Source organism: Streptomyces sp. NPDC042100, from assembly GCF_055582325.1.
This window is the reverse complement of record NZ_JBVJDK010000002.1, coordinates 344,740-370,213: the sequence shown is the minus strand read 5'-3', so window position 1 is coordinate 370,213 and position 25,474 is coordinate 344,740. Positions and strand designations below refer to the sequence as shown.

Below are 25,474 nucleotides of genomic sequence, written 5' to 3'. Positions count from 1 at the left end.
GTGAACGCACGTGCGGGGCGCTCCCGTGAGGGAACGCCCCGCGTCCGCGGCTGGTCCGCCGCCGGGCCCGCTCAGGCCCCGTAGTGCTCCCGCAGCCGGCCCGCCGCCTCGGGGCCGGTGCCCCAGGCGTCCAGCGCGAGCAGCCCCGCGCCCAGCACCGGCGGGGCGGCCACCACCCCGATCACCGCCTTCGGCGCCTTCGCCGCGAGGAGGTCGGCGATCCGGGTGTCGAGCCTCGGATGGCGGGCGGCCAGCACGCTGCCGCCCAGCATCACCGGGGCGGCCTCGTCGAGCAGTCCGAGCCGCCCGAGCGCGACCGAGGCCAGCGCCACCACCTCGTCGGCCAGCCGGTCCACCAGCGCCCCGGCCACCGGGTCGCCCCCGGCGCTGGTCCGGAACAGCACCGGCGTCAGCTCGTGCTTCCGCTCGGCCTCGATCCGCCCCAGGTGCAGCGCCTCTATCAGCGCGTACATCGTCGGCAGCCCGAAGTGCCCGGGCAGGGTGCGGGCGAGCTCCGTGGGCTCGCCCCGCCCGTCCTCGGCGCGCGCCGCGAACCACAGAGCCTCGTCGGCGAGTCCGCCGCCGCCGCCCCAGTCGCCGGAGATCTTCCCGATCGCGGGGAACCGCGCGGTCCGCCCGTCCGGCAGCATCCCGACGCAGTTGATCCCGGCCCCGCAGACCACGGCGACACCCCTCGGCTCGTCGATCCCGGCGCGCAGGATGGCGAAGGTGTCGTTGTGCACATGGACCGAGGGGCTCCAGCCGCGCGCCTCCAGGGCCGCCTGCAGCTCCGCCTCCTCCACCGGCAGGTCGGCGTTGGCCAGGCAGGCCGCGACCACCTCGAAGGAGGCCGGGACGCCGGCCTCGGCGCAGGCCCGGCCGACGATCTCGGCGAGCGCGCCGACGGCCGTCTCCACGCCCACCACGGGCGGCTGGAACCCGCCGCCGCGCGCCGCGCCGAGGACCCGGCCGTCCTCGGCGACGACGGCGACGTCGGTCTTGCTGTTGCCGGCGTCGACGGCCAGCGCGATCCCTCTCACGCCCACGCGAGGTGCTCCCGGTTGTGCGCGATCAGACGGTCGGTCAGCGCCTCGGCGTACTCGAACTGCCCGACCAGCGGGTGCGCGAGCAGCGCCTTGAAGACGCGGTCCCGGCCGCCCTTGAGGGCCGCCTGGAGGGCCAGGTCCTCGTAGGCGGTGACGTGCGCGATCAGCCCCGCGTACAGCGGGTCGAGCCGGGGCACGGCCAGCGGCACGGCACCGGCCGGGCCCACCGCCGCCTGCGTCTCGATGACGGCGTCGTCCGGCAGGAACGGCAGCGTGCCGTTGTTGTACGTGTTCACCACCTGGTACGGCGAGCCGCCGCCGCCCAGCAGCGAGGCGGCCAGGTCCACGGCCGCCTCCGAGTAGAAGGCACCGCCGCGCTTGGCGAGCAGGGCCGGCTTCTCGTCGAGCGAGGGGTCCCCGTACAGCTCCAGGAGCTCCTTCTCCATCGCGGCGACCTCGGCCGCCCGCGAGGGCTTGGTGCCGAGCTCCCTCACGACCTCGTCGTGCGCGTAGAAGTAGCGCAGGTAGTACGAGGGGACGACGCCGAGCCGGTCCACCAGGTCCCGGTCCATGCGCAGGTCGGCGGCGACGGCCTCGCCGTGCTCGGCGAGCAGCCGGGGCAGCACGTCCTCGCCCTCGGGGCCGCCGAGGCGCACCCCGGTCTCCCAGGTCAGGTGGTTGAGGCCGACGTGGTCGAGGTGGACCTCGGCGGGCGAGACGCCGAGCAGCGCGGCGAACTTCCGCTGGAAGCCGATCGCCACGTTGCACAGCCCGACGGCCTTGTGGCCGGCCTGGAGCAGCGCCCGGGTGACGATGCCGACCGGGTTGGTGAAGTCGATGATCCAGGCGTCCGGGTTGGCGCGGCGGACCCGCTCGGCGATGTCCAGGACGACCGGGACGGTGCGCAGTGCCTTGGCGAGGCCGCCGGCGCCGGTGGTCTCCTGGCCGACGCAGCCGCACTCCAGCGGCCAGGTCTCGTCCTGTTCGCGGGCGGCCTGGCCGCCGACGCGCAGTTGGAGCAGGACCGCGTCGGCGCCCTCGACACCGGCGTCGAGGTCCGAGGTGGTGGTGATCCGGCCCTCGTGGTCCTGCTTGGCGAAGATCCGCCGGGCCAGGCCGCCGACCAGGTCCAGCCGGTCGGCGGCCGGGTCGACGAGGACGAGTTCGGTGATGGGCAGGGTGTCGCGCAAGCGCGCGAACCCGTCGATCAGTTCGGGGGTGTAGGTGGAGCCGCCCCCCACGACAGCGAGCTTCATAACGTCGGCTAGCCCTTCACTCCGGTCAGCGTGACACCCTCGACGAACGCCTTCTGGGCGAAGAAGAAGACGAGGATCACGGGGGCCATGACCAGGACGGTCGCGGCCATGGTCAGATTCCAGTCGGTGTGGTGCGCGCTCTTGAAGGACTCCAGGCCGTAGCTCAGGGTCCACGCCCCCGGGTTCTCCGAGGCGTAGATCTGCGGTCCGAAGTAGTCGTTCCACGCGGCGAAGAACTGGAAGAGCGCGACGGCCGCGATCCCCGGTTTCGCCATCGGCAGCACGATCCTCACAAGGGTGCGCAGTTCGCCGCAGCCGTCCACACGGGCCGCGTCGAGGTATTCGTTCGGGATGGTCATGAGGAACTGGCGCAGCAGGAAGATGGAGAACGCGTCGCCGAAGGCCATCGGGATGATCAGCGGCCACAGGGTGCCGGACAGGTCCAGCTCCTTGGACCAGAACAGGTACATCGGGATGATGACGACCTGCGGCGGCAGCATCATCATCGAGATCACGAGGAGCAGCGAGAGGTTGCGCCCGCGGAAGCGGAACTTGGCGAGCGCGTACGCCACCGGGATCGAGGAGAGCACCGTCAGGACGGTGCCGGCGCCCGCGTACACCAGGGTGTTGCGCCACCAGGTGAGGAAGCCCGGGGTCTCGAAGACGCGGACGTAGTTGCCCCACTCCCAGGTGTTCGGGGTGAGGTCGCGGGTGAGCGCCTGCTGGTCGCTCATCAGCGAGGTGAAGAGGACGAAGACGAAGGGCAGGACGAAGAAGAGCGCGGCGGCGACGCCGAGCGAGTGCACCGCGATCCAGTGCAGCAGGGCCTTGCGGCGGGCGGTGCGGGCGGCGGGGGAGGTCCCCTCGGCGCCGCGTGCCGCCGTCTTCGGGGGGTCGAGTACCTGGCTCACGGGTCAGTCACCTGCCTGGATGAGGCCGCCGCGGCGGCGCATCAGCAGCCCGGTGAAGAGCATGGCCAGGGCGAAGAGGACGAGGGCGATGGCGCAGGCGGCGCCGTAGTCGAAGCGCTGGAAGCCGAGGTTGTAGACGAGCTGCGGCAGGGTCAGCGTGGACTTGTCGGGGTAGCCGGGCTCGAAGGGCTGTCCGGAGCCGCCCATCACGCCGGAGGCGACCTTCCCGGCCACCAGCGGCTGGGTGTAGTACTGCATGGCCTGGATGACCCCGGTGACGACCGCGAACATCACGATCGGCGAGATGTTCGGCAGGGTCACGAAGCGGAAGCGCTGGAAGGGCGAGGCCCCGTCCAGCTCGGCCGCCTCGTACTGCTCCTTCGGTACGTCGAGCAGCGCGGCCATGAAGATGACCATGAGGTCGCCGATGCCCCAGACCGCGAGCATGGTGAGCGCGGGCTTGGACCAGGCGGCGTCGGTGAACCAGCCGGGGCCGGTGATCCCGACCCCGTCGAGCAGCGCGTTGACCGGGCCGGTGCCGGGGTTGAGCAGGAAGACGAAGGCGAGTGTGGCGGCGACCGGCGGGGCCAGGTAGGGCAGGTAGAACAGGGTGCGGAAGACCCCGGCGCCGGTCTTGATCTTCGTGATGAGCAGGCCGATGCCGAGGCCGAAGACGACCCGGCAGGCGACCATCACGACGACCAGCCACAGGGTGTTGCGCAGGGCGGGCCAGAACATCGGGTAGTCCCGCAGGACGTACGTCCAGTTCTCCAGCCCGTTGAAGGACGGCGGGGTGAAGCCGTCGTAGTTCATGAAGGAGAAGTAGACGGTGGAGACCAGCGGGTAGGCGAAGAAGACGGCGAACCCGATCAGCCACGGTGACATGAAGGCCGCCGTCCGGAGCGCCGACCTGCGGCGCTTGGCGCGGAGGGTGTGGGTGCTCATCGGCCGCCGTTCGCCTTGGCCATGTCGGTGTCGATCTGCTGCGCGGTCTTCGCCAGGCCGGCCTTGAGGTCGCTCACCCCGCCCTTCTCGTACTGGAGGGCGAAGTCCTGGAGGGTCTTGAGGTAGGAGTCGCCGTTGATCGCGCCGGCCGGGGTGTTGGACTTCTCGTGCTGCGCGATCTCCAGGAAGGTCTTGAAGCGCGGGTCGAACTTCAGGTCCGGCGACTTCAGGGCCGCGAAGGTGGAGGGCACGTTGCGGATGCCGTTGGCGAAGGCGACGACGGCGTCGGTGTCCGTGGTCATGAACTTGATCAGTTCCCAGGCCGCGTTCTGCTTCTTGCTCTGCGGCGCGATGCCCATGATCGTGCCGGACAGGAAGCCCTTGCCGTAGTCGGCGGCCTGGCTGTCCGGTACGGGCATGGGGGCGACGCCGATGTCGAAGGGCACCTTGGCGTCGGTGGCCATGCCGAGCCGCCACTCGCCGTCCATCTGCATGGCGACCTGGCCGGTGTGGAAGGGGTGCTTGGCCCCCCACTCGTCGCCGAGGCCGGTGCGGTAGCGCTCCAGCTTCTCGTAGCCGCCGAGCTCGTCGACCATCTTCTTCTGGACGGTCATCATCTCGGCGATGCCGGGGTCGGTGCCGACGGCCGACTTGCCGTTCGCGTCGAAGTAGGTGGGGCCCCAGCTGCCCAGGTAGTGCTCGCTGGTGGTCTCGTAGCCGTGGTAGTTCGGCATGAAGCCGAGCTGCTCGAAGGAGTCGCCCTTGGGCTTGGTCAGCCTCTTGGCGGTGGCCAGCAGCTCGGAGTAGGTGCGCGGCGGCTTCTCGGGGTCGAGGCCGGCGTCCTTGAACGCGGTCTTGTTGTAGTAGAGGCCGTAGGCGTCGGTGAGCAGCGGCATCGCGCACCGCTTGCCCTCGAACTGCGTGTACTGGAGCAGCGTCTTCGGGATGAGCGTGTCGAGGTCCAGCCTGGACTTCTCGATGAAGGGCTTCAGGTCGACGAGGGCGCCGGAGGAGCAGAACTTGCCGACGTTGGAGGTGGTGAAGGAGGAGACCACGTCGGGGCCCTTGGAACCGCCGGTGCGCAGCGCCTGGTTGAGCTTGTCGTCGTTGATGCCGCCGATGACGTCGACCTTGATGTTCGGGTGCGCCTTCGTGAAGCGGGCGATGTTGTCGTTGATCGCCTTCACCTCGGACGGGGCGTTCCAGCCGTGCCAGAAGGTGATCGTCGTCTGCGCGTTCGGGTCGTCGGCGGAGCCGGTGCCCGCCGAGCCGGTACAGGCGGAGGCGAACAGGGCTATGGAGGCGGTGGCGGCGAGTGTGGCGGCGAGCCGGCTCTGGCGTGCGGGCATGGCGGGTCTCCCTGGGCGGGGCGGGGCGTACGGGGTCAGGGGCGGTACGGGTGGTGGTGCGGTGCTACGGCGGTGCGGGGTGCGGTGGTACGGCGGTACGGGGTCAGCGGGAGGTGTCGAAGACCTCGTCGCGGGTGGCGGCCAGGGCGCTTTCCAGCGCGCCGCGCAGGACGGGGGTCGGGGCCACGGCGGCGAGGACCAGCCGGGGACGGGCGGCGGCGAGGTCGGCGAGCTGGGCCTGGACGCGGGCGCGCAGCGGCTCGCCGCCGGGGGTGACCGCCTCGCCGGCGAGGACCAGGAGCTCGGGGTCGAGCACGGCGACGACGGCGGCGAGACCGGTCGCGAGGCGCTCGGCGTACGTGTCGAGGAGTCGGGCGTAGCGCTCGTCCTCGGCGTGGTGGGCGGCGGCGTGCGCGAGCAGTCCGGCGGCGGTCTCCACGTAGGGCTGCTCGCGGGTGTCGATGCCGAGGGTCTTGGCGATCCGGGGGATCGACTGGACCCCGGCGAGCTCCTGGAAGCCGCCGGAGTTGGCCTTGGCGACCTGCCGGACGAGCGGGGTGCCGGGGACCGGCAGGAAGCCGACCTCGCCGGCGCCGCCGGTGAAGCCGCGGTGCAGCCGGCCGCCGAGCACGACGGCGGCGCCGACGCCGGTCTCGTTCCACAGCAGCACGAAGTCCTCGTGGCCCTGGGCGGCGCCCAGGCGCTGCTCGGCGACGGCGACGAGGTTGACGTCGTTCTCGTACTCGAAGGGCATCGGCAGGGCGACGGCCAGCTCCTCCAGGAGCGTGGGGGAGTGCCAGCCGGGCAGGTGGGAGGCGTAGCGCAGGCGTCCGGTGGCCGGGTCGAAGGCGCCGGGGGTGCCGATGACCACCCGGTGCAGCGCGTCGAGCCCGTCGAGCCCGGCGGCGGTGACGGCGCCGGTGAGCGCGTCGGCGACCTGCCGGACCACACCGCCCTCGGCGGGCCGGCCGGGGGTCCGCAGCTCGAACTCGCCGACCACCGCGCCGGTCACGTCGGCGACGGCGGCGCGGATCAGCTTCGGCGAGACGTCGAGCCCCGCCGCGTAGGCGGCCCGCGGGTTCACCGCGTACAGCTGCGCGTTGGGCCCGGGGCGCCCCGCGGTGGTCCCGGTCTCGACCACGAGCCCGGCGGCTTCGAGGCGGGCGAGGAGCTGGGAGGCGGTCGGCTTGGAGAGTCCGGTGAGCTTGCCGATCCGGGTGCGCGAGAGGGGGCCGTGCTCCAGCAGCAGGTCGAGCGCGGCCCGGTCGTTCATGGCCCGCAGCACGCGCGGGGTGCCGGGCGTTCCCGGGGTGGTACCTGCCATGTCGGATCCGCCTTGTCCCGCCGCACTGTTAGGAAACTTTCCTATTGGGTTGGGAGGAAGGTAAGACGCCCGTCACCGGGGCGTCAAGAGCCCGTGTCCCACCGGTACGGACCAGCAAGGCCCCGGCGGACCCCGGCCCGAACGCGCGGGGGCGCCCCGCCATCATCGGCGGGACGCCCCTCGGGAGTACGCGGAACGGCTACTTCGTGAGATCCGGCTTCGGCAGCGGGGTGGCCGCCGCGGACTGGGGAGAGGTCGGGGAGGCGAAGGCCGAGGGGGCCGCCACGGCCGCCGACGGGTCGGCGGGGGAGTCCTCCGCCTGCGCGGGCAGCACCCCGCCGACGATCCGGATGCCCGCCTCGTCCAGCTGCCGCTTGATCCGCCAGCGCAGCTCCCGCTCCACGCCCAGCTTCTTGCCCGGCATCGTCTTCGCCGAGACGCGGATCGTCATCGAGTCGAGCAGCACCTCGGTGAGACCCAGGATCTCCACCGGGCCCCACAGGCGCTCGTTCCAGGGCTCTTCCTTCGCCATCGACTCGGCCGCCTCGCCGATGACCGCCGACACCCGGTCCAGGTCCTCCGTCGGGCGGACCGTCACGTCCACCGCGGCGGTCGCCCAGCCCTGGCTGAGGTTGCCGATCCGCTTGATCTCGCCGTTGCGTACGTACCAGATCTCGCCGTCCACGCCGCGCAGCTTCGTCACCCGCAGGCCCACCTCGACGACCTCGCCGGAGGCGACCCCGGCGTCGACCGTGTCGCCGACCCCGTACTGGTCCTCCAGGATCATGAAGACGCCGGAGAGGAAGTCCGTCACCAGGTTGCGCGCGCCGAAGCCGATCGCCACACCCGCCACACCGGCCGAGGCCAGCAGCGGCGCCAGATCGATCTTGAAGGCGCCCAGGACCATCAGGCCGGCCGTGCCGAGGATGAGGAACGAGGCGACCGAGCGCAGCACCGAGCCGATGGCCTCCGAGCGCTGCCGGCGCCGCTCCGCGTTGACCAGCAGACCGCCGAGCGCCGTCCCCTCGACGGCCTGCGCCGAGCGGTTCATCCGGTCTATCAGCTTGGTCAGGGCCCGGCGGATCAGCATCCGCAGGGTCAGCGCCACGACCAGGATGAGCACGATCCGCAGGCCCGTGTTCAGCCAGGTGGACCAGTTCTGCTCCACCCAGCCCGCGGCGTTCGTCGCCGTCTCGGCCGCCTCGTCCAGCGTCACCGGGACGGAGGGCGGGGCGTCGGCGGTCGACAGGGCGGACCAGAACACGGGGGGCACGGGGGGACCTCCAGGGCAGGGGCGGGCAATCCGTGGGGCGTTCCGTCCACACTAACGGGGGACACGGCGCGCCCCGGCCGGCGTGCGGGCGGGCGCACAGCGGGTACACAGGGGAAGACGGGCGACGCCCGGGGAAGACTCCCCCCAGCCCGCCGATGTGGTCGAGAACACCCCGGGCGCGGTACCCGTTACCGGTACGTGGTGGCGCGCCGACCAGGCATGAGGAGAGACTGGGAGCAGTTTCGTCCCGGCGCGAGCCACGCGCCGCCGGCGTCATAGGAGGCATCCGTGCCGCATGTCCTGGTCCTCAACGCGTCGTACGAGCCGCTCGGCGTCGTACCGCTCCACCGCGCGCTCGTCCTCGTCCTGGAGAACAAGGCACTCTGCCTCGAGGAGTCCGGCGCCTTCCTGCACAGCGAGAGCCGTGTGATGGCCGCGCCCAGTGTGGTGCGCCTCAAACGGTTCGTGCGGGTCCCCTACCGGGGGCCCGTCCCCTTGACCCGCAGAGCGCTCTTCGCCCGCGACGGCGGACGCTGCATGTACTGCGGAGGCGTCGCAACCAGCGTCGACCACGTCATTCCGCGCAGCCGCGGGGGGACGCACGCCTGGGAGAACGTCGTGGCGGCCTGCCGCCGCTGCAACCACGTCAAAGCCGACCGGCACCTGCGCGAGCTGGGCTGGCGGCTGCGGCACCAGCCCGCCCCGCCGACCGGACTGGCCTGGCGGATCATCGGGACCGGCCATCGCGACCCGCGGTGGCTGCCCTACCTCCAGCCGTACGGCGCGGACGACGCGCTGGCCCGGATCGACTCGGTCGTCACCGCCCCCGTGGGGGCCGTGGCGACGGGTTGAGCCGGGCCTTTCGCGTTCCCGGCTCAGGAGGGGCCGGGCACCGTGCCGCCCGGCTCCTCCAGCGCCTCCCGGGCATCCCGGGCCCCGCCCCCGCCGTCGCCCGCACCGGACGGCGGGGGTGCCTCCCCGGGGCCCCCGGCGCCCGCGGCGCCCTCGTGGCCGCCCGGCGCCGACGGCTCCGCCACCGCGTACACCTCCACCGTCCACAGCGAGTACCCGTACTCCGTGGCCCGCGCGTCGCCCTGGACCCGCACGAAGCGGGTGCCCGGCGCGTCCAGCCGCACCGCCTCCCGGCCGCCCCGCCCGTCGCGGACCGTGGCGGCCGTACGCCACGTGCGCCCGTCGGCGGAGACCTGGATCCGGTAGGCCCGCGCGTAGGCGTCCTGCCAGTGCGGCACCACCTGGCCCACCCGGGCCGGCTCGGCCAGCTCCACCTGCCACCAGGCGCCGTCCTCGGCGGGCGAGGACCAGCGCGTCGTCGGATCGCCGTCCACGGCCCGCGCCGCCGGGAAGCCGGGCGTCTCGTCGCCCGAGGACGAGGCCGTGCCGCCCCGCGTCAGGTCCGGGCCCGCCGTCCGGGGGAACGCCCGGACCGTCAGGACCCGTTCCTCGCCCGCGAAGCTCACCGGGACGGCGTACGAGCCGGCCGGCGTGCCCGCCGCGACCGTCACCTCCAGCGGCACCGTGGCCCGGGTGCCGCGCGGCACCAGCGCCTCGGCCGGCAGCCGCACCGTGATCCCCTTCGGCGCCCGCGCGGCCAGCGCCCCGCGCAGCTCCGCCGCCCGCCGTCCCTCCAGGGTCGCGGCCACCCGCACCGCCGGGCCGCCGATCTCCGCGTCGGCCTCCGCGCGCTCCAGCTCCAGACCGGCCCGAGGCTCGTCCGCGAACCACGGCACCAGCGAGCGCACCCGCCCCGCCGGGCCGTCCCACACGATCCGCACCGCCTCCGCGCGCAGCCCCGCCAGGTCCGCCTGCGTCCAGCCCGAGGCCGCCAGCGGGCCCAGCGCCCGCCAGCCCTCGCCGGGCACCAGGGCCTCCAGGGTGCCCGTGGCGCCCTCGCCGGGCTCCGTCATCACGGTGACCGTCTCCATCGGCCGGGCGCGCCCCATCCGGACCGTGTACGCGTCCGGCGCCGCGTCCGCGCGCAGCCCGGGGCCGGTCACCCGGTCGGCGCCGGTCCAGGCCGCCGACTCCGTCACCGCCCGCGCCAGGAACGGGTCCAGCACGCCCTTGCCGACCGTCACCGGGCTCCCCGCCAGCTCCTCGCGCCGCCGCTCCAGCTCCAGCTGCGCCCGCCAGGCCCCGGCCCCGTCGCCGCGCGCCTGGGCGAGCAGCATGTCCACGGCCGTCTCGCCCGCCCGCCCGTACCGCGCGAGCTGCTCCAGCCACGGGCCCGCCTCCGCGCGCAGCGCGCCGCCCGCCGTCCCGGCCAGCCGCTCCGGAGCCCGGCGCATCACGGTGAACGCGGCCCGCAGCTCGCCCGCCGCCCGCTCCCGGGCCGCCCGGTCGGCGTCGGCGCGGCTCGCCCAGAAGGCGTCCGCGAGCGGCTTCAGATAGGCCGACTCGGCCTCCGGGGCGAGCAGCGAGGAGGCCCCGTTCCCGGCCAGCGCGCCGAGCGCCGCGCGGGCGGCCGGATCCGGCCCGGCCAGGTCCTCGACGGCGGCCCGCCAGGACTCCCTCGGCCGGTAGCCCTTCGGGTTCCAGGCGAAGTCGGCGGCGGTGAACAGCGGCACGCGCGAGGCGGTGGGCTGCTCCATGGCGGTGGCCAGGAAGGCGGCGCTCCCGGCGGCGACGGCCGGCTCCCGGCCCGTCGAGGGGCCGAGGAAGAGCCGGTCCTGGGCGTAGTCGTTGACCGGGTAGTCGTCCATGGTGACCAGCGGGTGGCGCAGCGCCGCGCGGGCGGCGGCCAGGTCGCGCCCCGTGATGGTCCTCGGCACCGCCCCGACGCCCGTCCAGGCCAGCTGCACCCGCGGGTCCAGGGCCCCGGCCAGCGCCGTGCGGTACGGGGTCGCGCCGTCCTGGTAGTACTCGGTCGGCACCACCGACAGCGGCTGCGCCCCCGGGTGACGCTCGGCCAGGTGCCGGGCGACCGCGCCGGCCACGCGCGCGTGCGCGCGGGCGGCGGCCTCGGGACCCCGTCCGAAGGCCCTGCTGTCCGCCGCGCAGCGCCACTCGCTGTAGCTGACGTCCTGGAAGCCGAGCTGGAAGGCGCGCACCCCCAGCGCCCCCATGGCGTCGAGCTTCGCCGTCAGCGCGGCCAGGTCCCGCTCCGAGGACAGGCACATCGACTGGGCGGGGGCCACGGACCAGGCGAGCGTCACGTGGCGGGCCCGGGCCCGGTCGGCGAGCTCGCGGAAGGCGGCCCGCTCGGCGGCCGGATAGGGCTCCCGCCACAGCGCCTGCCGGTACGGGTCGTCCCCGGGCGCGTACAGATAGCGGTTCTGCTTGGTGCGGCCGAGGAACTCGACCTGGGCCAGCCGCTCCTCGCGGCTCCAGGGGCGCCCGTAGAAGCCCTCGGTGATCCCGCGCACGGCGGTGCCGGGCCAGTCGCGGACCCGGACACCCGGCAGGGTGCCGTCGGCGCGCAGCAGCTGGCGCAGCGTCTGGACCGCGTGGAACAGGCCGTCCTCGCCGGTGCCGTCCAGCACCACCGTGCCCCGGCCCTGGACGCGGCCGGCCGCGAGCCGGTAGCCGCCGTCCGGCAGGTCGCCCCGCGCGGGCACCCGCAGCGCCGCCAGCGCCTCCCGGGCCCCGGCGGCGTCCTCGCCGACCCGGAGCACCACGCCCCGGCCTGGCAGCGCCTCGTGGACCGTGCGCACACCGCCCGACCGCAGCAGCGCGCGCAGCGCGGCGAGGGCGTGCGGGTCGGCGCCGGGCGCCGCCAGGAGCGTCACCTCCGCGCCGAGCGCCACCGGCGCGCCCGAGGCGGTCAGCGACTGGGGGCGCGGCCAGACGGCGGGCGGGGCGGGGGCGACGGCGGCCCGCCCCGCGACAGGGGTGACGGGAGGGGCGGAGGTGACGGGAGGAGCGGGTGAGGCGACGAGGGCGCCCGGGGTGCCGGGCACCGCCAGGGCCGGGGCCGGGACGGCGCCGCCGAGGAATCCGCCGATGACCGCGACGGCCACCGCGGCCGCCGTCCGCCTCCTGTGCCCGAGGTGCACGGGTGCTCCCTTCGGTCCCGTGGGTCACGATTCGATGACGGCGAGCCCATCACCCGGGCCGACGGAGTGTCAATGCGGCTGGTCGAACTGTCCTGTTTGCCTGACGGGCTTCCGGCGAGGTGGCACCCGTTCGTCAACTTCCGCCGGTAAAACGGGGAGCAGTGGGTAATCCTTCCCGTGCCGTCCCGGCCGCCTCGCCCGCCGAGACGGCCGAAGACAGCCGAAGACCGCCGAGCCCGCAGGGGGTCCGCCGGACCGGCCGAGACCGCCGGGCCCGCCGAGACCGCCGAGACGAACCGGGAGTTCCCGTGCACGCGACCGACCAGCCCGCCCCGCGGATACGCGAGCGGACCCCCGCACCGATCCGCGTCCCCCGGCAGGGCCCGCTCACCAGCGAACCCCCGCTCGCCGACGCCGCGCCCCTCACCAGCGAGCCGCCGCTCATCGAGGCGGCCCCCCTGACCAGCGAACCCACCGCCCGGGGCACCGCGGGCGGCACGGAGTCACCCGGAGTGTGAAGTGACCCTGGCCCGTCTCGCCGAACTGCACGGCGTCGCCACCGAGTACGCCCCCTCCGAGGGCGTCACGGTCGCCGTGCCCGAGGCCACGGTGGTGGCCGTCCTGCGCGCCCTGGACGTCGACGCGTCCACGCCCGAGGCGCTCACCGCCGCGCTCGGCGCGGCCGAACGGGCCGCCCGTGCCCGCCTGCTGGCGCCCACCCTCGTCCACTGGCGGGACGGGCCCGCGCGCCCCGCCCTCGGGCTGCCGCCCGGCACCCGGCTCACCGTCACCACCGAGGACGGCACCACCGTCACCGGACCCGCTGTCACCGGATCCACCGGATCCACCGGATCCACCGGACTCGCCGGACCCAGCGGATTCGCCGGATCCACCGGCACCGGCGGCGCGTCCGGCGCGGCACCCGACTGGAGCGCCCTCCCGCTCGGCGTGCACCGGCTCGCCGCCGAGACCCCCGACGGGCGCCGGGGCACCGCCACCCTGATCGTCGCGCCCGCGCACGCGCCGGGGCCCGAGGGGCGCGCCCACGGCCTGCTCGTCCAGCTCTACTCGCTGCTCTCCACCCGCTCCTGGGGCATGGGCGACCTCGGCGACCTGCGGGAGCTCGCCGACTGGGCGGGCCGGACGCACGGCACCGGATTCGTGCAGGTCAACCCCCTGCACGCGGCCGTGCCCGGCGCGCCCACCGACCCCTCCCCGTACCGCCCCTCCTCGCGCCGCTTCCCGGACCCGGTGCACCTGCGGATCGAGGACGTCCCCGAGTACGCGCTGCTCGGCCCGGACCGGCGCGAGGAGCTCGAAGCCGTCCTCGCCGACGCCGCCGAGCTGCGCGAACGGGTCATCGGCAAGGGCGCGCTGATCGACCGGGACGCCGTCTGGGCGGCCAAGCTGCGGGCCCTCGAACTGATCCACACCGTGGAGCTCGGCCCCGGCCGCCGCGCCGCCTACCGCGACTTCCTCGCCGAGCGCGGGCGCGCCCTGGAAGACCACGCCACCTACCAGGCGCTCGCCGAGCGGCACGGGCACCACTGGCGCCGCTGGCCCAAGGAGCTGCGCGAGCCGCGCGCGGCCGAGGCGGCGGTGCGGGCCGACGCGGAGCTCGCCGCACGGGTCGACTTCCACTGCCGGCTGGCCTGGCTGACGGACGGCCAGCTCGCCGCCGCCGCGGACACCGCCCGGCGGGCCGGGATGGCGGTCGGGATCGTCCACGACCTGGCCGTCGGCGTCCACCCGGACGGCTCCGACGCGTGGGCCCAGCGGCACGTCTTCGCCGCCGGGATGTCGGTGGGCGCCCCGCCCGACGCCTTCAACGCCCGGGGCCAGGACTGGGGCCTGCCGCCCTGGCGCCCGGACGCGCTGGCCGCCGAGGGCTACGCCCCGTACCGGGGGCTGCTGCGCGAACTGCTGCGGCACGCGGGCGCGCTGCGGATCGATCACGTCATGGGCCTGTTCCGGCTCTGGTGGGTGCCCGAGGGCGCGGAGCCCGCCGAGGGGACGTACGTGCGCCACGACGCCGAGGCCATGCTCGCCCTCCTCGCCCTGGAGGCCCACCGGGCGGGCGCCCTCGTCATCGGCGAGGACCTCGGCACGGTCGAGCCGGGCGTCCGGGAGGCGCTGGCCCGGCGCGGGGTGCTCGGCACCTCGGTGCTCTGGTTCGAGCGGGACTGGGCGGGCACCGGGCGGCCGCTGCCCCCGGCGGCGTGGCGGCCCGGCTGCGTGGCCACCGCCACCACCCATGACCTGCCCCCCACCGCGGCCCGGCTCTCCGGCGCCCATGTGACGCTCCGCCACCGGCTCGGGCTGCTCCCCGGCGACCTGGAGCGGGAGCGGGCCCGGGACGCCGCCGAGACCACCGAGTGGCTGGGGCTGCTCCAGCGGCTGGGGCTGCTGCCGGAGGGGCCGGGCGACGAGGCGGCGGAGATCAGGGCCTTCCACCGCTTCCTGGCGGCCACCCCGGCGCGGCTGGTCGGGATGTGGCTGCCGGACGCGGTGGGGGACCGCAGGCCGCAGAACCTGCCGGGCACCTGGGACCAGTACCCCAATTGGCGGCTGCCGCTCGCGGACCCCGACGGGCAGCCGCTGACCCTGGAGCGGCTGGCCGCCTCGCCCCGCGCGCACGCGCTGTTCCGGACGCTCGCGGAGGAGGTCGGGGCCCGTACGGCACCCCCGGGCGCGCGGTCGGTTTAGGTGTTCGCTACTTTTGCACCGTGGACAAGAAGAACGCCCTGCGCGCCGGCGCCGTCGCGGCCGGTACGACGCTGATGATGCTGCTCATGTCGTCCCCCGCGCTCGCGCTGACCCGCGACGACGGTGACGACCCGGCCCCGAAGCTGAGTGTCGTCGAGACCCTCGGCCTGTTTGTCGCGGCACCGGTGGTGCTGTTCCTGGTGATCATCGGCCTGGTGGCCGTGCTCGACAAGTCCAGGAAGAAGGCGTAAGCCCCACCCGCTCCTCATGAGGGCGCCGCACGGCACGAGCTGCCGCGCGGCGCCCTTCTGCGTCCTCTGAGCCCCCGGATCCTCAGGCCGTGGTGGCGAGCAGCTTGCGCAGCAGCGCCGCCAGCTGCTCCGACTCCTCCGGGGTGAGCGCCGCCTCCACGGCCGCCGCCTGCTGCGCGAGTCCGGCGCCGACGGCCTGGTCCACGAGGACGCGGCCCTCCTCGGTGAGGGTGACCCGCAGTCCGCGCCGGTCGTTCGGGTCGGGGCTGCGGGTGATCAGCCCCGCCCGCTCCAGCTTGTCCAGCCGGCCCGTCATCCCGCCGGTCGTGATCATCAGCGTGGCGGTGAGCTGGCGCGGGGAGAGCGTGTACGGCTCGCCCGAGCGCCGCAGCGTGGCGAGCACGTCGAACTCGCCGAGCGACATCCCCCCGTACGGCGCGTAGGCCTTGTCGACCCTGCCCCGCATGGCGCCGGCCAGCCGGTAGATCCGCCCGAAGACCGCCATCGGCAGGGTGTCCAGGTCGGGGCGGACGGCGGCCCACTGGTCGGCGATGGCGTCGACGGCGTCGTGCGCGGGTCCCGCGGCTTGTGCGTGCGTGTCCATGGCCCCAGTTTCCCCTCTTCGCTGACTCGATGGCAAGAAAGCCACTTGCAAGTAAGTAGCTTAGTGGTAAGTTAATTGCCAGCAAGCCACACGGCGAGCTGACCACCGCTTCCAGGGGGGAACCCGTCATGTCCCGCAAGGCCGCCACCGTCGCACTGACCGCGCTCGCCCCGATCTCCTGGGGCTCGACCTACTTCGTGACCACCGAGTTCCTGCCGCCCGACCGGCCGCTGCTCACCGGTCTGCTGCGGGCCCTCCCGGCCGGCCTCGTCCTGCTGGCCCTCACCCGCAAGCTGCCGCAGGGGGTCTGGTGGTGGAAGTCCGCCGTCCTCGGAGCCCTCAACATCGGAGCCTTCTTCCCGCTCCTCTTCCTCGCCGCCTACCGCCTGCCCGGCGGGGTCGCCGCCGTCGTCGCCTCGGTCGGCCCGCTCTTCGTCGTCGGTCTCGCCGCCCTGTTCCTCGGCGACAAGCCCACCGTGAAGGGGCTGCTCACCGCCATCGCCGCCGCCTTCGGCGTCAGTCTCGTGGTCCTCAAGGCGGGCGCCGCGCTCGACATGATCGGCGTCGTCGCCGGACTGCTCTCCGCCCTCTCGATGTCCGCGGGCACCGTCTTCACCAAGCGCTGGGGCCGCCCCGAGGGTGTCGGCGCCCTGGCCCTCACCGGCTGGCAGCTCAGCGCGGGCGGCCTGATCATCCTGCCCGTCGCCTTCCTGATCGAGGGCGCCCCGCCCGCCCTGACCGGCACCAACCTGGCCGGCTACGCCTACCTCGCCTTCGGCAACACCGCGATCTCCTACTTCCTCTGGTTCCGGGGCATCGAGCAGCTCAGCGCCTCCTCGGTCACCCTGCTCGGCCCGCTCTCCCCGCTCACCGCCGCCGTCATCGGCTGGGCCGCCCTCGGCCAGGCGCTCGGCCCGGTGCAGCTGCTCGGCATGGCGATCGCCTTCGGCGCCACCCTGCTCGGCCAGATGGGACCCCGCACCCCGAAGGCGGCGAAGGGAGCCGCCGGGGCCCCCGAGGTCGCGGCCCCCGCCGCCGGGGCCCCCGAGGCCGGCGAATCGTTCAGCTCAACTGAAGAGAACGGTCGGGAAGTTTCGATGGACCTGGAGGGTGTGGCGGTGCGACGGTAGCCCGCATGACACAGACGGAGATCACCACCCGCCACCCCACCGAGAGGCCGGCGCCCGCGAGAGGACTCGCGAAGGGCGCCGGCCTCGGCGTGCTGCTCGCCCTGCTCGCCACCGTCGTCTGGTCCGGCAGCTTCGTCGCGACCCGGGACATGGCCGACAGCGTCCCGCCCGTCCAGGCCGTCTTCTGGCGCTGGCTCATCGCGCTCGCCGCCGTCGCCCCCTTCGCCGCCCGCCCCTTCTGGCGCCGGCGCGCCGTCATCCGCCGCCACCTCGGCTACGTGACCCTCGCCGCGCTCTTCGGCGTCACCCTCTACAACACCCTGGTGCACCAGGCCGGACTCACCACCTCCGCCTCCAACATGGGCATGATCATGGCCGCCTCCCCGGTCCTCATGGCGGTCTACGCCCGGCTCGGCGGCGAGCGCCTCGGCCCGCGCCGGATCGCCGGGATGCTGATCGCCGCCCTCGGCGTCCTGCTGCTCGTCGGCAAGGGCTCGCTCGCCGTCGACTTCTCCGCCGGCGACCTGTGGATGTTCGCCGCCGCCCTGTCCTTCGCCACGTACAGCGCCCTGCTCAAGCGCCGGCCCGCCGAGATCGACCAGCTCGCCTTCCTCTTCGCCACCTTCCTGCTCGGCGCGCTGATGCTGGCCCCCGCCTACGCCGTCTCCCTCGCCGTCCAGGGCGGCTTCGCCGCCCGCCCCGGGACCGTCGGCCCGCTGCTCTACGTCGGCGTGCTCTCCTCCGCCGTCGCCTTCTTCGCCTGGAACCGGGCCGTCTCCCTCATCGGCGCCGCCCGCGCCGGTGTCGTCTACTACCTCCAGCCCGTCTGCGTCGCCCTCCTCTCGTACGCCCTGCTCGGCGAACACCTCGGCCTCGCCGGCGCCCTGAGCATGGCGCTCATCCTCGGCGGGGTGGCGCTGAGCTCCGCCCGGTAGGTTGCGGCCCATGACCGAGTGGGACATCAAGAAGCTCCAGATCCTCCGCACCCTCCGCGACCGAGGCACCGTGACCGCCACCGCGGAGGCGCTCCTGATGACCCCCTCGGCCGTCTCCCAGCAGCTCACCAACCTGTCGAAGCAGCTCGGCGTGCGGCTCCTGGAGGCGCAGGGCCGCCGGGTGCGGCTCACCGACACGGCCCACCTCGTGCTGCGGCACGCCGAGGCCGTCTTCGCCCAGCTGGAGCGGGCCGACGCCGAGCTCGACGCCCATCTGCGGGGCGAGGCGGGCCGGGTGCGGGTCGCCGCCTTCTCCACCGCCGTGCCCGCCCTCGTCGTCCCCGCCGTGCAGGCCCTGCGCACCGCCCACCCCGCGCTCGACGTGCGGATCCGCGAGGCCGAGGCCGCCGAGGCGTACGAGCTGCTCACCGCCGGCGAGGCCGAACTGGCCCTCTCGCTCGCCGCCCACGCGCCCACCGCCCGCGACCCCCAGTTCAGCCGCTTCCCGCTGCTCGCCGACCCGCTCGACGTCGCCCTGCCCGCCGGACACCCGCTCGCCGAGGCCCCGGGGCTCCGGCTCGCCGACCTCTCGGCCGAGCCCTGGATCTACGGCGGCTCGGGCCCCTGGTCGGAGATCACCACCGCCGCCTGCGAGGCCGCCGGCTTCCTCCCCGAGCAGGCGCACAGCGCGGCCGGCTGGACCGCGATCCTCGCCATGGTCGAGGCCGGTCTCGGCGTCGCCCTGGTCCCGCGGATGGCCGCCGCCGAGCGCCGCACCGGGGTCGTCATGCGGGTGCTCTCGGCCGACCAGCCGCGCCGCCACGTCGTCGCGGCCGTGCGGCGCGGCGCCGAGGAGGGGCCGGCCGTGGCCCGGGTGCTGGCCGCGCTGCGGGGGGCCGCCGTGCAGCGGGAGACCCCGGAGACCTTTCAGCAGAACTGAACGGCGACATCGGAAACATTCGATGGACCCGGCCGACGTCACGGCGGCACAGTCGGAGCCATGAGCCTCGACGACACGACCGCCCAGGACCCGCACGCCAACGACGCCGCCCCCTACGCGGGAGGCGACCCCTACGCCGACTACCGGGCCGGGGACTTCCCGTACACCGAGCTGGTCGACCTCGCCGACCGCCGCCTCGGCGCCGGAGTGGTCGCCGCGAACGACGAGTTCTTCGCCGAGCGCGAGAACCTCCTCGTCCGCGAGCGGGCCGTGTTCGACCCCGAGCACTTCGGCCACAAGGGCAAGATCATGGACGGCTGGGAGACCCGCCGCCGGCGCGGCGCCGACGCCGCCCACCCCTTCCCGGCCCCCGAGGACCACGACTGGGCGATCGTCCGCCTCGGCGCCCCCGGCGTCATCCGGGGCATCGTCGTCGACACCGCCCACTTCCGGGGCAACTACCCCCAGCGCGTCAGCGTCCAGGCCACCGCCGTCGAGGGCACCCCGAGCCCCCAGGAGCTGCTGGACGCGAAGTGGGAGGAGCTCGTGCCGCCCACCCCGGTGCGCGGCCACGCCGCCAACGGCTTCACCGTCGACGCCGAGCGCCGCTACACCCACCTGCGGCTGTGCCAGCACCCCGACGGCGGCATCGCCCGGCTGCGGGTGTACGGCGAGGTCGTCCCCGACCCCGAGTGGCTGGACGTCCTCGGCACCCTCGACCTGGTCTCCGTCCTCAACGGCGGCGTCTACGAGGACGCCTCCGACCGCTTCTACTCCTCGCCGACCCAGATCATCCTGCCCGGCACCTCCCGCAAGATGGACGACGGCTGGGAGAACCGCCGCCGCCGGGTGCGCGGCACCAACGACTGGGTGCGCTTCCGGCTCGCCGCCCAGGGCGCCGTCCGCGCGGTCGAGATCGACACCGCCTACCTCAAGGGCAACTCGGCCGGCTGGATCGCCCTCCAGGGCTGCAACGGCGACCCCGACGGCGGCGCCGAGTGGTTCGAGATCATCCCCCGCACCCGTCTCCAGCCCGACACCCTCCACCGCTTCACGCTCCCCGCGCACGCCGTCGTCACCCACGTCCGGCTCGACGCCTTCCCGGACGGCGGCGTCGCCCGGATGCGGCTGCACGGCAGCCTCACCGACGAGGGCGCGGCCGGACTCCGGGCCCGCTACGCCCGGCTGACCGGCTGACGGACGCTCTGGCAGGTCCACGGCAAGAGATCATTAGGCTCTCCGGACATGAGACTCCTCCAGAGAGCGATGGTCGCGCTCACCCTCCTGGTCTCCGCGGTCCTCACGACCGCGGGGCCGGCCGGGGCCGAAGACCTCGTCGAGCCCGCCACCGCGCCGCCCGCGCGCGTCCTCTCGTACAACGTCTGCGGAAACTCGCTGCCCTGCCGGAGCCCGCTGGACCTGCCCACCTGGACCGCCGAGGTCAAGGAACAGACCCTCGCCTGGGACGCCGACGCCCTGATGCTCCAGGAGCTCTGCTTCGGCCAGTGGACCTCGCTGCGCACCGCGCTCGCCGACGCGGGCTACACCGCCGTCTGGGGCTTCACCACCAAGGTCTCCGGCTGCGACAAGTGGGGCACCGACACCGGCTTCGGCCTCGGCGTCTTCGTCAAGGCCCCCGCCGTCGACCGGTACACGGCGAGCCTGACCACCGCCTTCGAGCCCCGCTCGGTGCTCTGCGCGCGGGGGCCCGTCGACGGGCGCACCTCGCTCCTGTGCACCACCCACCTCGACCAGAAGATCACGCCCGACAACGGCTCCTCCCAGGTCATGGCCCACATCGACGGCTGGGCCGGCGGAATCCCGGTGATCCTCGGCGGCGACTTCAACGCCGCCCCGTCCTACCCGGCCCTCGACCCCGTCCGCGCCGGCCTGCCCGGCACCGGACCCTTCGTGGAGGCCGACGCCACCGACACAGGCTTCTTCACCCAGGAGTGCCGGGACAGCGGCGCCACCGCGTGCCGCACGGGCGAGCCCACCACGTACGACGGCAAGAAGTTCGACCACGTCTTCTACAGCGCCCGTGACTTCGGCACCACCCGCGCCGACGCCGTCGAAGCCCCCGACGGCACCGCCCCGCTCTCCGACCACAAGGCGCTGCGCGCCGCCGCGCAGCCGAAGGCCCGGCCCGGCGACCTGACCGGCGACGGGCGGCCCGACCTCCTCGCCGTCAAGGACGACGGCGCCCTGCGCCTCTACCCCGGCACCGGCACCGGAGCGGTCTCCGGGGCGCGCCAGCTCGGCACCGGCTGGGCCGGGGCCGCCGTCAGCCACCGAGGCGACTGGACCGGCGACGGCCGCGAGGACGTCCTCGCCCGCCTCGGCGACGAGCTGTGGGTCTACCCGGTCACCGGCGACGGCGTCCTCGGCACCCGGATCGCCATGGGTGGCCGCCCCACCGGCTGGTCCAACGGCGGCGCCCTCCCGCTGGCCGCCGGGGACGTGGACGGCGACGGCCTGCCCGACGTCCTCGCCCGCAGCACCACCGGCCTCTGGCTGCACCGAGGCGGCCCGGCCGTCGACGGGAGGCCCACCTTCGCGCCCCGCGCCGCCGTCAAGGTCGGCGGCCCCGAATGGGCCGGCTACGACGTGATCCTGCCCGGCGACGTCACCGGCGACGGCAAGGCCGACGTCTGGGGCCGCGACCGCGCCACCGGCGAGATCCGGGCGTACGCGAGCCAGGGCGCCGCCCCGCTCGCCGCCGCCCCCGCCCCGCTCACCGGCGGCCCGCTGGCCGTCGCCGACCGGCGCCTCGCCGTCTCGGCCGGCGACCTCGACGGGGACGGCCTGGCGGACCTGTGGACCACCCGTACCGCCGGCCCGGCCGAGAACCTGGAGTTCCTGCCGGGCACCGCCACCGGCCTCGGCGCCCCGGCCACCGTCGGCACCGGCGGCTGGCAGTGGCTCACCGCGCTGGGCTGAGCAGCCCCCGGCCACGGGGAAGGCCCCGGACCGATGCGGTCCGGGGCCTTCCCTCGTACGGTGCCGGTCAGCCGGCCGAGGCGTCCGCCGCCCGCGCCTTCAGGGCGCGCTCGACGCCCGCGCGGGACTCCGTCACCATGCGGCGCAGCGCCGGCGACGGGTCGTTCGCGGCGATCCACGCGTCCGTGGCGTCCAGGGTGGCCTGCGCGACCTGGAGCGACGGGTAGAGCCCGACCACGATCTGCTGCACGATCTCGTGGCTGCGGGTCTCCGCGATCCCCTTGATCGCGGCGAAGTACTTCACCGCGTACGGGGCGATCAGCTCGCGCTGGTCGGCCTGGACGAAGCCGCCGATCACGGCCTCCTGCACCGCGTTGCCCAGCGTGTCGCCCTCGACGACCTGCGCCCACGCCTCGGCCTTGGCGGCCTCGGTCGGACGGGCCGCGCGGGCCGTCGCCGCGTGGCGTTCGCCCGCCGCGGTGCGGTCGCGCTCCAGCTCCGCCGCGATCTCCGGCTCGTCGATCCGGCCGGTCGCCGCGAGCCGCTGCACGAAGGCCCAGCGCAGCTCGGTGTCGACGGCCAGGCCGTCCACCGCCACGTCACCGGCGAGCAGCCCGGCGAGCACGTCCAGCTCGGCGTCCTCGCGCGCGGTGGCCGCGAAGGCCCGCGCCCAGGCGAGCTGGTGGTCGCTGCCCGGGGCCGCCGCGCGCAGCTGCTCCTGGGCGAAGGCGCCCCATCGGGCCAGGCCCTCGGCGCGCCACTCGGGCGCCGCGTACAGGTCGAGGGCCGCCTTGACCTGGCCCTGGAGCGACTGGACCACGCCGATGTCGGTCTCCTTGGCGATGCCGGACAGGACCAGCGCCAGGTAGTCGCGGGTGGCCAGCTCGCCGTCGCGGGTCATGTCCCAGGCGGAGGCCCAGCACAGCGCGCGCGGCAGCGACTCGGTGAAGTCGCCCAGGTGCGCGGTGACGTTCTTCAGGGACACCTCGTCGAGGCGGACCTTGGCGTACGACAGGTCGTCGTCGTTGAGCAGGACGACCGCCGGACGGGTCTTGCCGACGAGCTGCGGCACGGCGGTCAGCTCGGCCGCCTCGATGTCCAGCTCGACCCGCTCGGTGCGGACCAGCTTGCCGGCCGCGTCCAGGTCGTAGAAGCCGATGGCGATGCGGTGCGGGCGCAGCACGGCCTCGCCCTTGGCGCCGGCCGGCAGCGCCGGGGCGGTCTGGCGGACGGCGAAGGAGGTGACGGAGCCGTTCTCGTCGGTCTCGATCTCGGGCCGCAGCACGTTGATGCCGGCGGTCTCCAGCCACGCCTTCGACCAGGACTTCAGGTCGCGCCCGGAGGTCTCCTCCAGGGCGCCGAGCAGGTCGGTCAGACGGGTGTTGCCGAAGGCGTGCGCCTTGAAGTAGGCCTGCACGCCCTTGAAGAACTCGTCCTGGCCGACGTAGGCGACGAGCTGCTTCAGGACGGACGCGCCCTTGGCGTACGTGATCCCGTCGAAGTTGACGAGCACGTCCTCCAGGTCGTTGATCTCCGCCATGATCGGGTGCGTCGACGGGAGCTGGTCCTGGCGGTAGGCCCAGGTCTTCTCCGCGTTGGCGAAGGTGGTCCAGGCGTTGGGCCAGCGGGTGCCCGCGACGGAGGCCTGGCAGGCGACCGAGGTGTAGGTGGCGAACGACTCGTTCAGCCACAGGTCGTTCCACCACTCCATGGTGACGAGGTCGCCGAACCACATGTGGGCGAGCTCGTGCAGGATGGTCTCGGCGCGCCGCTCGTAGGCGGCGTCCGTCACCTTCGAGCGGAAGACGTACTGGTCGCGGATGGTGACCGCGCCCGCGTTCTCCATCGCGCCCGCGTTGAACTCCGGCACGAAGAGCTGGTCGTACTTGGCGAACGGGTAGGCGTACGCGAACTTCTCCTGGAACCAGCCGAAGCCCTGGCGGGTCACGTCGAAGATGTGGTCCGCGTCGAGGAACTCCGCGAGCGACGGGCGGCAGTAGATGCCGAGCGGCACGACCTGGCCGTCGGGGCCCTCGTACGTCGAGTGCACCGAGTGGTAGGGGCCGACGATCAGCGCGGTGATGTACGTGGAGATGCGCGGGGTCGGCTCGAAGACCCACACGTCGTCCTTGGGCTCCGGCGTGGGGGAGTTGGAGATGACCGACCAGCCGGCCGGGGCCTTCACGGTGAACTGGAAGGTCGCCTTGAGGTCGGGCTGCTCGAAGGAGGCGAAGACGCGGCGGGCGTCCGGCACCTCGAACTGGGTGTAGAGGTAGGCCTGGCCGTCGACCGGGTCGACGAAGCGGTGCAGGCCCTCACCGGTGTTGGTGTACGCGCAGTCGGCGACGACCGTCAGCTCGTTGCGGCCCTCGGCGAGGTGCTTGAGCGCGATCCGGGAGTCCCGGAAGACGGCGGCGACGTCGAGGCTGTGCCCGTTGAGCACGACCTCGTGGACGGCGGGGGCGACGAGATCGATGAAGGTCTCGGCCCCGGCCTCGGCGGAATCGAAGCGGACGGTGGTGACGGACCGGTAGGTGCCGCCCTCCTGCGCACCGGTGAGGTCGAGGTCGACCTCGTACGCGTCCACGGACAGCAGCTTCGCCCGCTGCGCCGCCTCTTCACGGGTCAGGTTTGTGCCAGGCACCCGGTCAACTCCTCGGTTTCGTGACGTTTGGGCCATCCTTCCACGGGGGGTGCGGGCGGCGCACCGCGCATTTCCCAGGGCGAACAAGCGAAGGGCGCCCCTCCCGAAGAGGGGCGCCCTTTGGCGTGTTTCCTGCCGTTTCGGCCCGGGTGTCAGCCCTTGAGCTCGGCCGCGACCAGCTCCGCGATCTGCACCGCGTTGAGCGCGGCGCCCTTGCGCAGGTTGTCGTTGGAGAGGAAGAGCGCGAGGCCGTGCTCGACGGTCTCGTCGACGCGGATGCGGCCCACGTAGGAGGCGTCCTTGCCGGCCGCCTGGAGCGGGGTGGGGATCTCGGAGAGCTCGACGCCCTCGGCGTCCTTCAGCAGCTCGTAGGCGCGCTCGACGCTGATCGCGCGGTCGAAGCGGGCGTTGACCTGGAGCGAGTGGCCGGAGAAGACCGGGACGCGCACGCAGGTGCCGGAGACCTTGAGCTCCGGGATCTCCAGGATCTTGCGGGACTCGTTGCGGAGCTTCTGCTCCTCGTCGGTCTCGAAGGAACCGTCGTCGACGAGCGAGCCGGCCAGCGGCAGCACGTTGAAGGCGATCGGGCGCTTGTAGACGCCGGGCTCGGGGAACGCGACGGCCTCGCCGTCGAAGGTCAGCTGGTCGGCCGCCTCGGCCACGGCGCACGCCTGCGTCTTGAGCTCGGCGACACCGGCCAGACCGGAGCCGGACACGGCCTGGTAGGTGGTGGCGACCAGCGCGACCAGGCCGGCCTCCTGGTGGAGCGGCTTGAGGACCGGCATGGCGGCCATCGTGGTGCAGTTCGGGTTGGCGATGATCCCCTTGGGGCGGTCCTTGATCGCGTGCGGGTTGACCTCGGACACGACCAGCGGGACCTCGGGGTCCTTGCGCCAGGCGGAGGAGTTGTCGATCACGACGGCGCCCTGGGAGGCGACCTTCTCGGCGAGCGCCTTGGAGGTGGCGCCGCCGGCCGAGAAGAGCACGATGTCCAGGCCGGTGTAGTCGGCGGTGGCGGCGTCCTCGACCGTCACGCCGTCCAGGACGGTGCCGGCGGAGCGGGCGGAGGCGAAGAGGCGCAGCTCGTCGACCGGGAAGTTCCGCTCGGCCAGGATCTTCCGCATGACTGTGCCGACCTGACCGGTGGCTCCGACGATTCCGACCTTCACGGGGACTCCTCCGTACGTTTGTGCAGGGTGCTGGCGCT

20 protein-coding genes are annotated in these 25,474 nt (G+C 74.1%); 9 read left to right on the top strand and 11 right to left on the bottom strand.

Annotation, left to right across the window (positions count from 1 at the left end):
* Positions 1 to 71: 71 nt before the first annotated feature.
* The 7 genes from ACZ6J5_RS05895 to ACZ6J5_RS05865 form a co-directional block, all read right to left on the bottom strand.
* Complete coding sequence (locus ACZ6J5_RS05895; protein ID WP_469388024.1) at positions 72 to 1,046, bottom strand: N-acetylglucosamine kinase; 975 nt, start codon at positions 1,044 to 1,046, stop codon at positions 72 to 74.
* Complete coding sequence (locus ACZ6J5_RS05890) at positions 1,037 to 2,302, bottom strand: 6-phospho-beta-glucosidase (RefSeq protein ID WP_469388022.1); 1,266 nt, start codon at positions 2,300 to 2,302, stop codon at positions 1,037 to 1,039. Before ACZ6J5_RS05890 ends, ACZ6J5_RS05895 begins: the two co-directional genes overlap by 10 nt.
* A gap of 8 nt (positions 2,303 to 2,310) precedes the next feature.
* Entirely contained in the window at positions 2,311 to 3,213 is a 903-nt protein-coding gene (locus ACZ6J5_RS05885) for a carbohydrate ABC transporter permease (RefSeq protein ID WP_469388020.1), read from the bottom strand.
* 3 nt (positions 3,214 to 3,216) lie between these two features.
* Positions 3,217 to 4,158, bottom strand: a complete 942-nt coding sequence (locus ACZ6J5_RS05880) for a carbohydrate ABC transporter permease (protein WP_362475815.1) — start codon at positions 4,156 to 4,158, stop codon at positions 3,217 to 3,219.
* Positions 4,155 to 5,507, bottom strand: a complete 1,353-nt coding sequence (locus tag ACZ6J5_RS05875) for an ABC transporter substrate-binding protein (RefSeq protein WP_469388017.1) — start codon at positions 5,505 to 5,507, stop codon at positions 4,155 to 4,157. The genes ACZ6J5_RS05880 and ACZ6J5_RS05875 overlap by 4 nt, the downstream gene beginning before the upstream one ends.
* 103 nt (positions 5,508 to 5,610) lie before the next feature.
* The gene (locus ACZ6J5_RS05870) at positions 5,611 to 6,831 is read right to left on the bottom strand and encodes an ROK family transcriptional regulator (protein ID WP_469388015.1); all 1,221 of its coding nucleotides are present in this window, start codon (positions 6,829 to 6,831) and stop codon (positions 5,611 to 5,613) included.
* Positions 6,832 to 7,030: 199 nt separating this feature from the next.
* Positions 7,031 to 8,095 carry a mechanosensitive ion channel family protein gene (locus ACZ6J5_RS05865; protein ID WP_469388658.1) on the bottom strand — a complete coding sequence of 355 codons (1,065 nt, stop codon included), beginning with the start codon at positions 8,093 to 8,095 and terminating at the stop codon, positions 7,031 to 7,033.
* A 297-nt stretch (positions 8,096 to 8,392) separates the two neighbouring features.
* Here ACZ6J5_RS05865 and ACZ6J5_RS05860 point away from each other — a divergent pair, with 297 nt between their 5' ends.
* Complete coding sequence (locus ACZ6J5_RS05860; protein WP_469388013.1) at positions 8,393 to 8,956, top strand: HNH endonuclease; 564 nt, start codon at positions 8,393 to 8,395, stop codon at positions 8,954 to 8,956.
* A gap of 23 nt (positions 8,957 to 8,979) precedes the next feature.
* On the opposite strand, the gene ACZ6J5_RS05855 is transcribed toward ACZ6J5_RS05860, so the two are convergent.
* Entirely contained in the window at positions 8,980 to 12,117 is a 3,138-nt protein-coding gene (locus tag ACZ6J5_RS05855; protein WP_469388010.1) for a beta-N-acetylglucosaminidase domain-containing protein, read from the bottom strand.
* A 161-nt stretch (positions 12,118 to 12,278) separates the two neighbouring features.
* Here ACZ6J5_RS05855 and ACZ6J5_RS05850 point away from each other — a divergent pair, with 161 nt between their 5' ends.
* Genes ACZ6J5_RS05850 through ACZ6J5_RS05840 form a run of 3 tightly spaced genes read left to right on the top strand, consistent with a single transcriptional unit; the run spans position 12,279 to position 15,074 of the window.
* A complete protein-coding gene (locus ACZ6J5_RS05850) occupies positions 12,279 to 12,635 on the top strand; it encodes a hypothetical protein (RefSeq protein ID WP_469388007.1) in 357 nt (118 codons plus the stop codon).
* Between the two features lies 1 nt (position 12,636).
* On the top strand, positions 12,637 to 14,823 hold the full coding sequence (gene malQ / locus ACZ6J5_RS05845; protein ID WP_469388005.1) for a 4-alpha-glucanotransferase: 2,187 nt from the start codon (positions 12,637 to 12,639) through the stop codon (positions 14,821 to 14,823).
* Positions 14,824 to 14,843: 20 nt separating this feature from the next.
* The gene (locus tag ACZ6J5_RS05840) at positions 14,844 to 15,074 is read left to right on the top strand and encodes a hypothetical protein (protein ID WP_469388003.1); all 231 of its coding nucleotides are present in this window, start codon (positions 14,844 to 14,846) and stop codon (positions 15,072 to 15,074) included.
* An 82-nt stretch (positions 15,075 to 15,156) separates the two neighbouring features.
* Here ACZ6J5_RS05840 and ACZ6J5_RS05835 read toward each other — a convergent pair whose 3' ends face one another.
* Positions 15,157 to 15,678, bottom strand: a complete 522-nt coding sequence (locus ACZ6J5_RS05835) for a MarR family winged helix-turn-helix transcriptional regulator (protein WP_469388000.1) — start codon at positions 15,676 to 15,678, stop codon at positions 15,157 to 15,159.
* A gap of 128 nt (positions 15,679 to 15,806) precedes the next feature.
* On the opposite strand from ACZ6J5_RS05835, the gene ACZ6J5_RS05830 reads away from it, so the two are divergent.
* From ACZ6J5_RS05830 to ACZ6J5_RS05810, 5 genes are read left to right on the top strand one after another with little or no spacing between them, the layout of a single operon-like run.
* Entirely contained in the window at positions 15,807 to 16,808 is a 1,002-nt protein-coding gene (locus ACZ6J5_RS05830) for an EamA family transporter (RefSeq protein WP_469387997.1), read from the top strand.
* 5 nt (positions 16,809 to 16,813) lie between these two features.
* Positions 16,814 to 17,743, top strand: coding sequence for a DMT family transporter (locus ACZ6J5_RS05825; protein WP_469387995.1), 930 nt, complete (start codon positions 16,814 to 16,816; stop codon positions 17,741 to 17,743).
* A 10-nt stretch (positions 17,744 to 17,753) separates the two neighbouring features.
* Positions 17,754 to 18,683, top strand: coding sequence for a LysR family transcriptional regulator (locus ACZ6J5_RS05820; protein WP_469387993.1), 930 nt, complete (start codon positions 17,754 to 17,756; stop codon positions 18,681 to 18,683).
* Positions 18,684 to 18,743: 60 nt separating this feature from the next.
* Positions 18,744 to 19,880: an allantoicase gene (alc, locus tag ACZ6J5_RS05815; RefSeq protein ID WP_469387990.1), complete on the top strand. Its 1,137-nt coding sequence runs from the start codon at positions 18,744 to 18,746 to the stop codon at positions 19,878 to 19,880.
* A gap of 48 nt (positions 19,881 to 19,928) precedes the next feature.
* On the top strand, positions 19,929 to 21,623 hold the full coding sequence (locus ACZ6J5_RS05810) for an FG-GAP-like repeat-containing protein (RefSeq protein WP_469387988.1): 1,695 nt from the start codon (positions 19,929 to 19,931) through the stop codon (positions 21,621 to 21,623).
* A 67-nt stretch (positions 21,624 to 21,690) separates the two neighbouring features.
* Here the strand turns inward: ACZ6J5_RS05810 and pepN are convergent, their stop codons facing one another.
* Positions 21,691 to 24,267, bottom strand: a complete 2,577-nt coding sequence (gene pepN / locus ACZ6J5_RS05805; protein WP_469387986.1) for an aminopeptidase N — start codon at positions 24,265 to 24,267, stop codon at positions 21,691 to 21,693.
* 152 nt (positions 24,268 to 24,419) lie between these two features.
* Positions 24,420 to 25,436 (bottom strand): aspartate-semialdehyde dehydrogenase, encoded by a 1,017-nt coding sequence (locus tag ACZ6J5_RS05800; protein ID WP_469387983.1) that lies wholly within the window; start codon positions 25,434 to 25,436, stop codon positions 24,420 to 24,422.
* Between the last annotated feature and the right edge of the window lie 38 nt (positions 25,437 to 25,474).

Excerpts from the sequence above, each read along its gene's own strand:
- ACZ6J5_RS05890 (WP_469388022.1), bottom strand. The coding sequence starts at position 2,302 with ATGAAGCTCGCTGTCGTGGGGGGCGGCTCCACCTACACCCCCGAACTG.
- ACZ6J5_RS05880 (WP_362475815.1), bottom strand. The coding sequence starts at position 4,158 with ATGAGCACCCACACCCTCCGCGCCAAGCGCCGCAGGTCGGCGCTCCGG.
- ACZ6J5_RS05875 (WP_469388017.1), bottom strand. The coding sequence starts at position 5,507 with ATGCCCGCACGCCAGAGCCGGCTCGCCGCCACACTCGCCGCCACCGCC.
- ACZ6J5_RS05870 (WP_469388015.1), bottom strand. The coding sequence starts at position 6,831 with ATGGCAGGTACCACCCCGGGAACGCCCGGCACCCCGCGCGTGCTGCGG.
- ACZ6J5_RS05835 (WP_469388000.1), bottom strand. The coding sequence starts at position 15,678 with ATGGACACGCACGCACAAGCCGCGGGACCCGCGCACGACGCCGTCGAC.
- ACZ6J5_RS05830 (WP_469387997.1), top strand. The coding sequence starts at position 15,807 with ATGTCCCGCAAGGCCGCCACCGTCGCACTGACCGCGCTCGCCCCGATC.
- ACZ6J5_RS05825 (WP_469387995.1), top strand. The coding sequence starts at position 16,814 with ATGACACAGACGGAGATCACCACCCGCCACCCCACCGAGAGGCCGGCG.
- ACZ6J5_RS05820 (WP_469387993.1), top strand. The coding sequence starts at position 17,754 with ATGACCGAGTGGGACATCAAGAAGCTCCAGATCCTCCGCACCCTCCGC.
- alc (WP_469387990.1), top strand. The coding sequence starts at position 18,744 with ATGAGCCTCGACGACACGACCGCCCAGGACCCGCACGCCAACGACGCC.
- ACZ6J5_RS05810 (WP_469387988.1), top strand. The coding sequence starts at position 19,929 with ATGAGACTCCTCCAGAGAGCGATGGTCGCGCTCACCCTCCTGGTCTCC.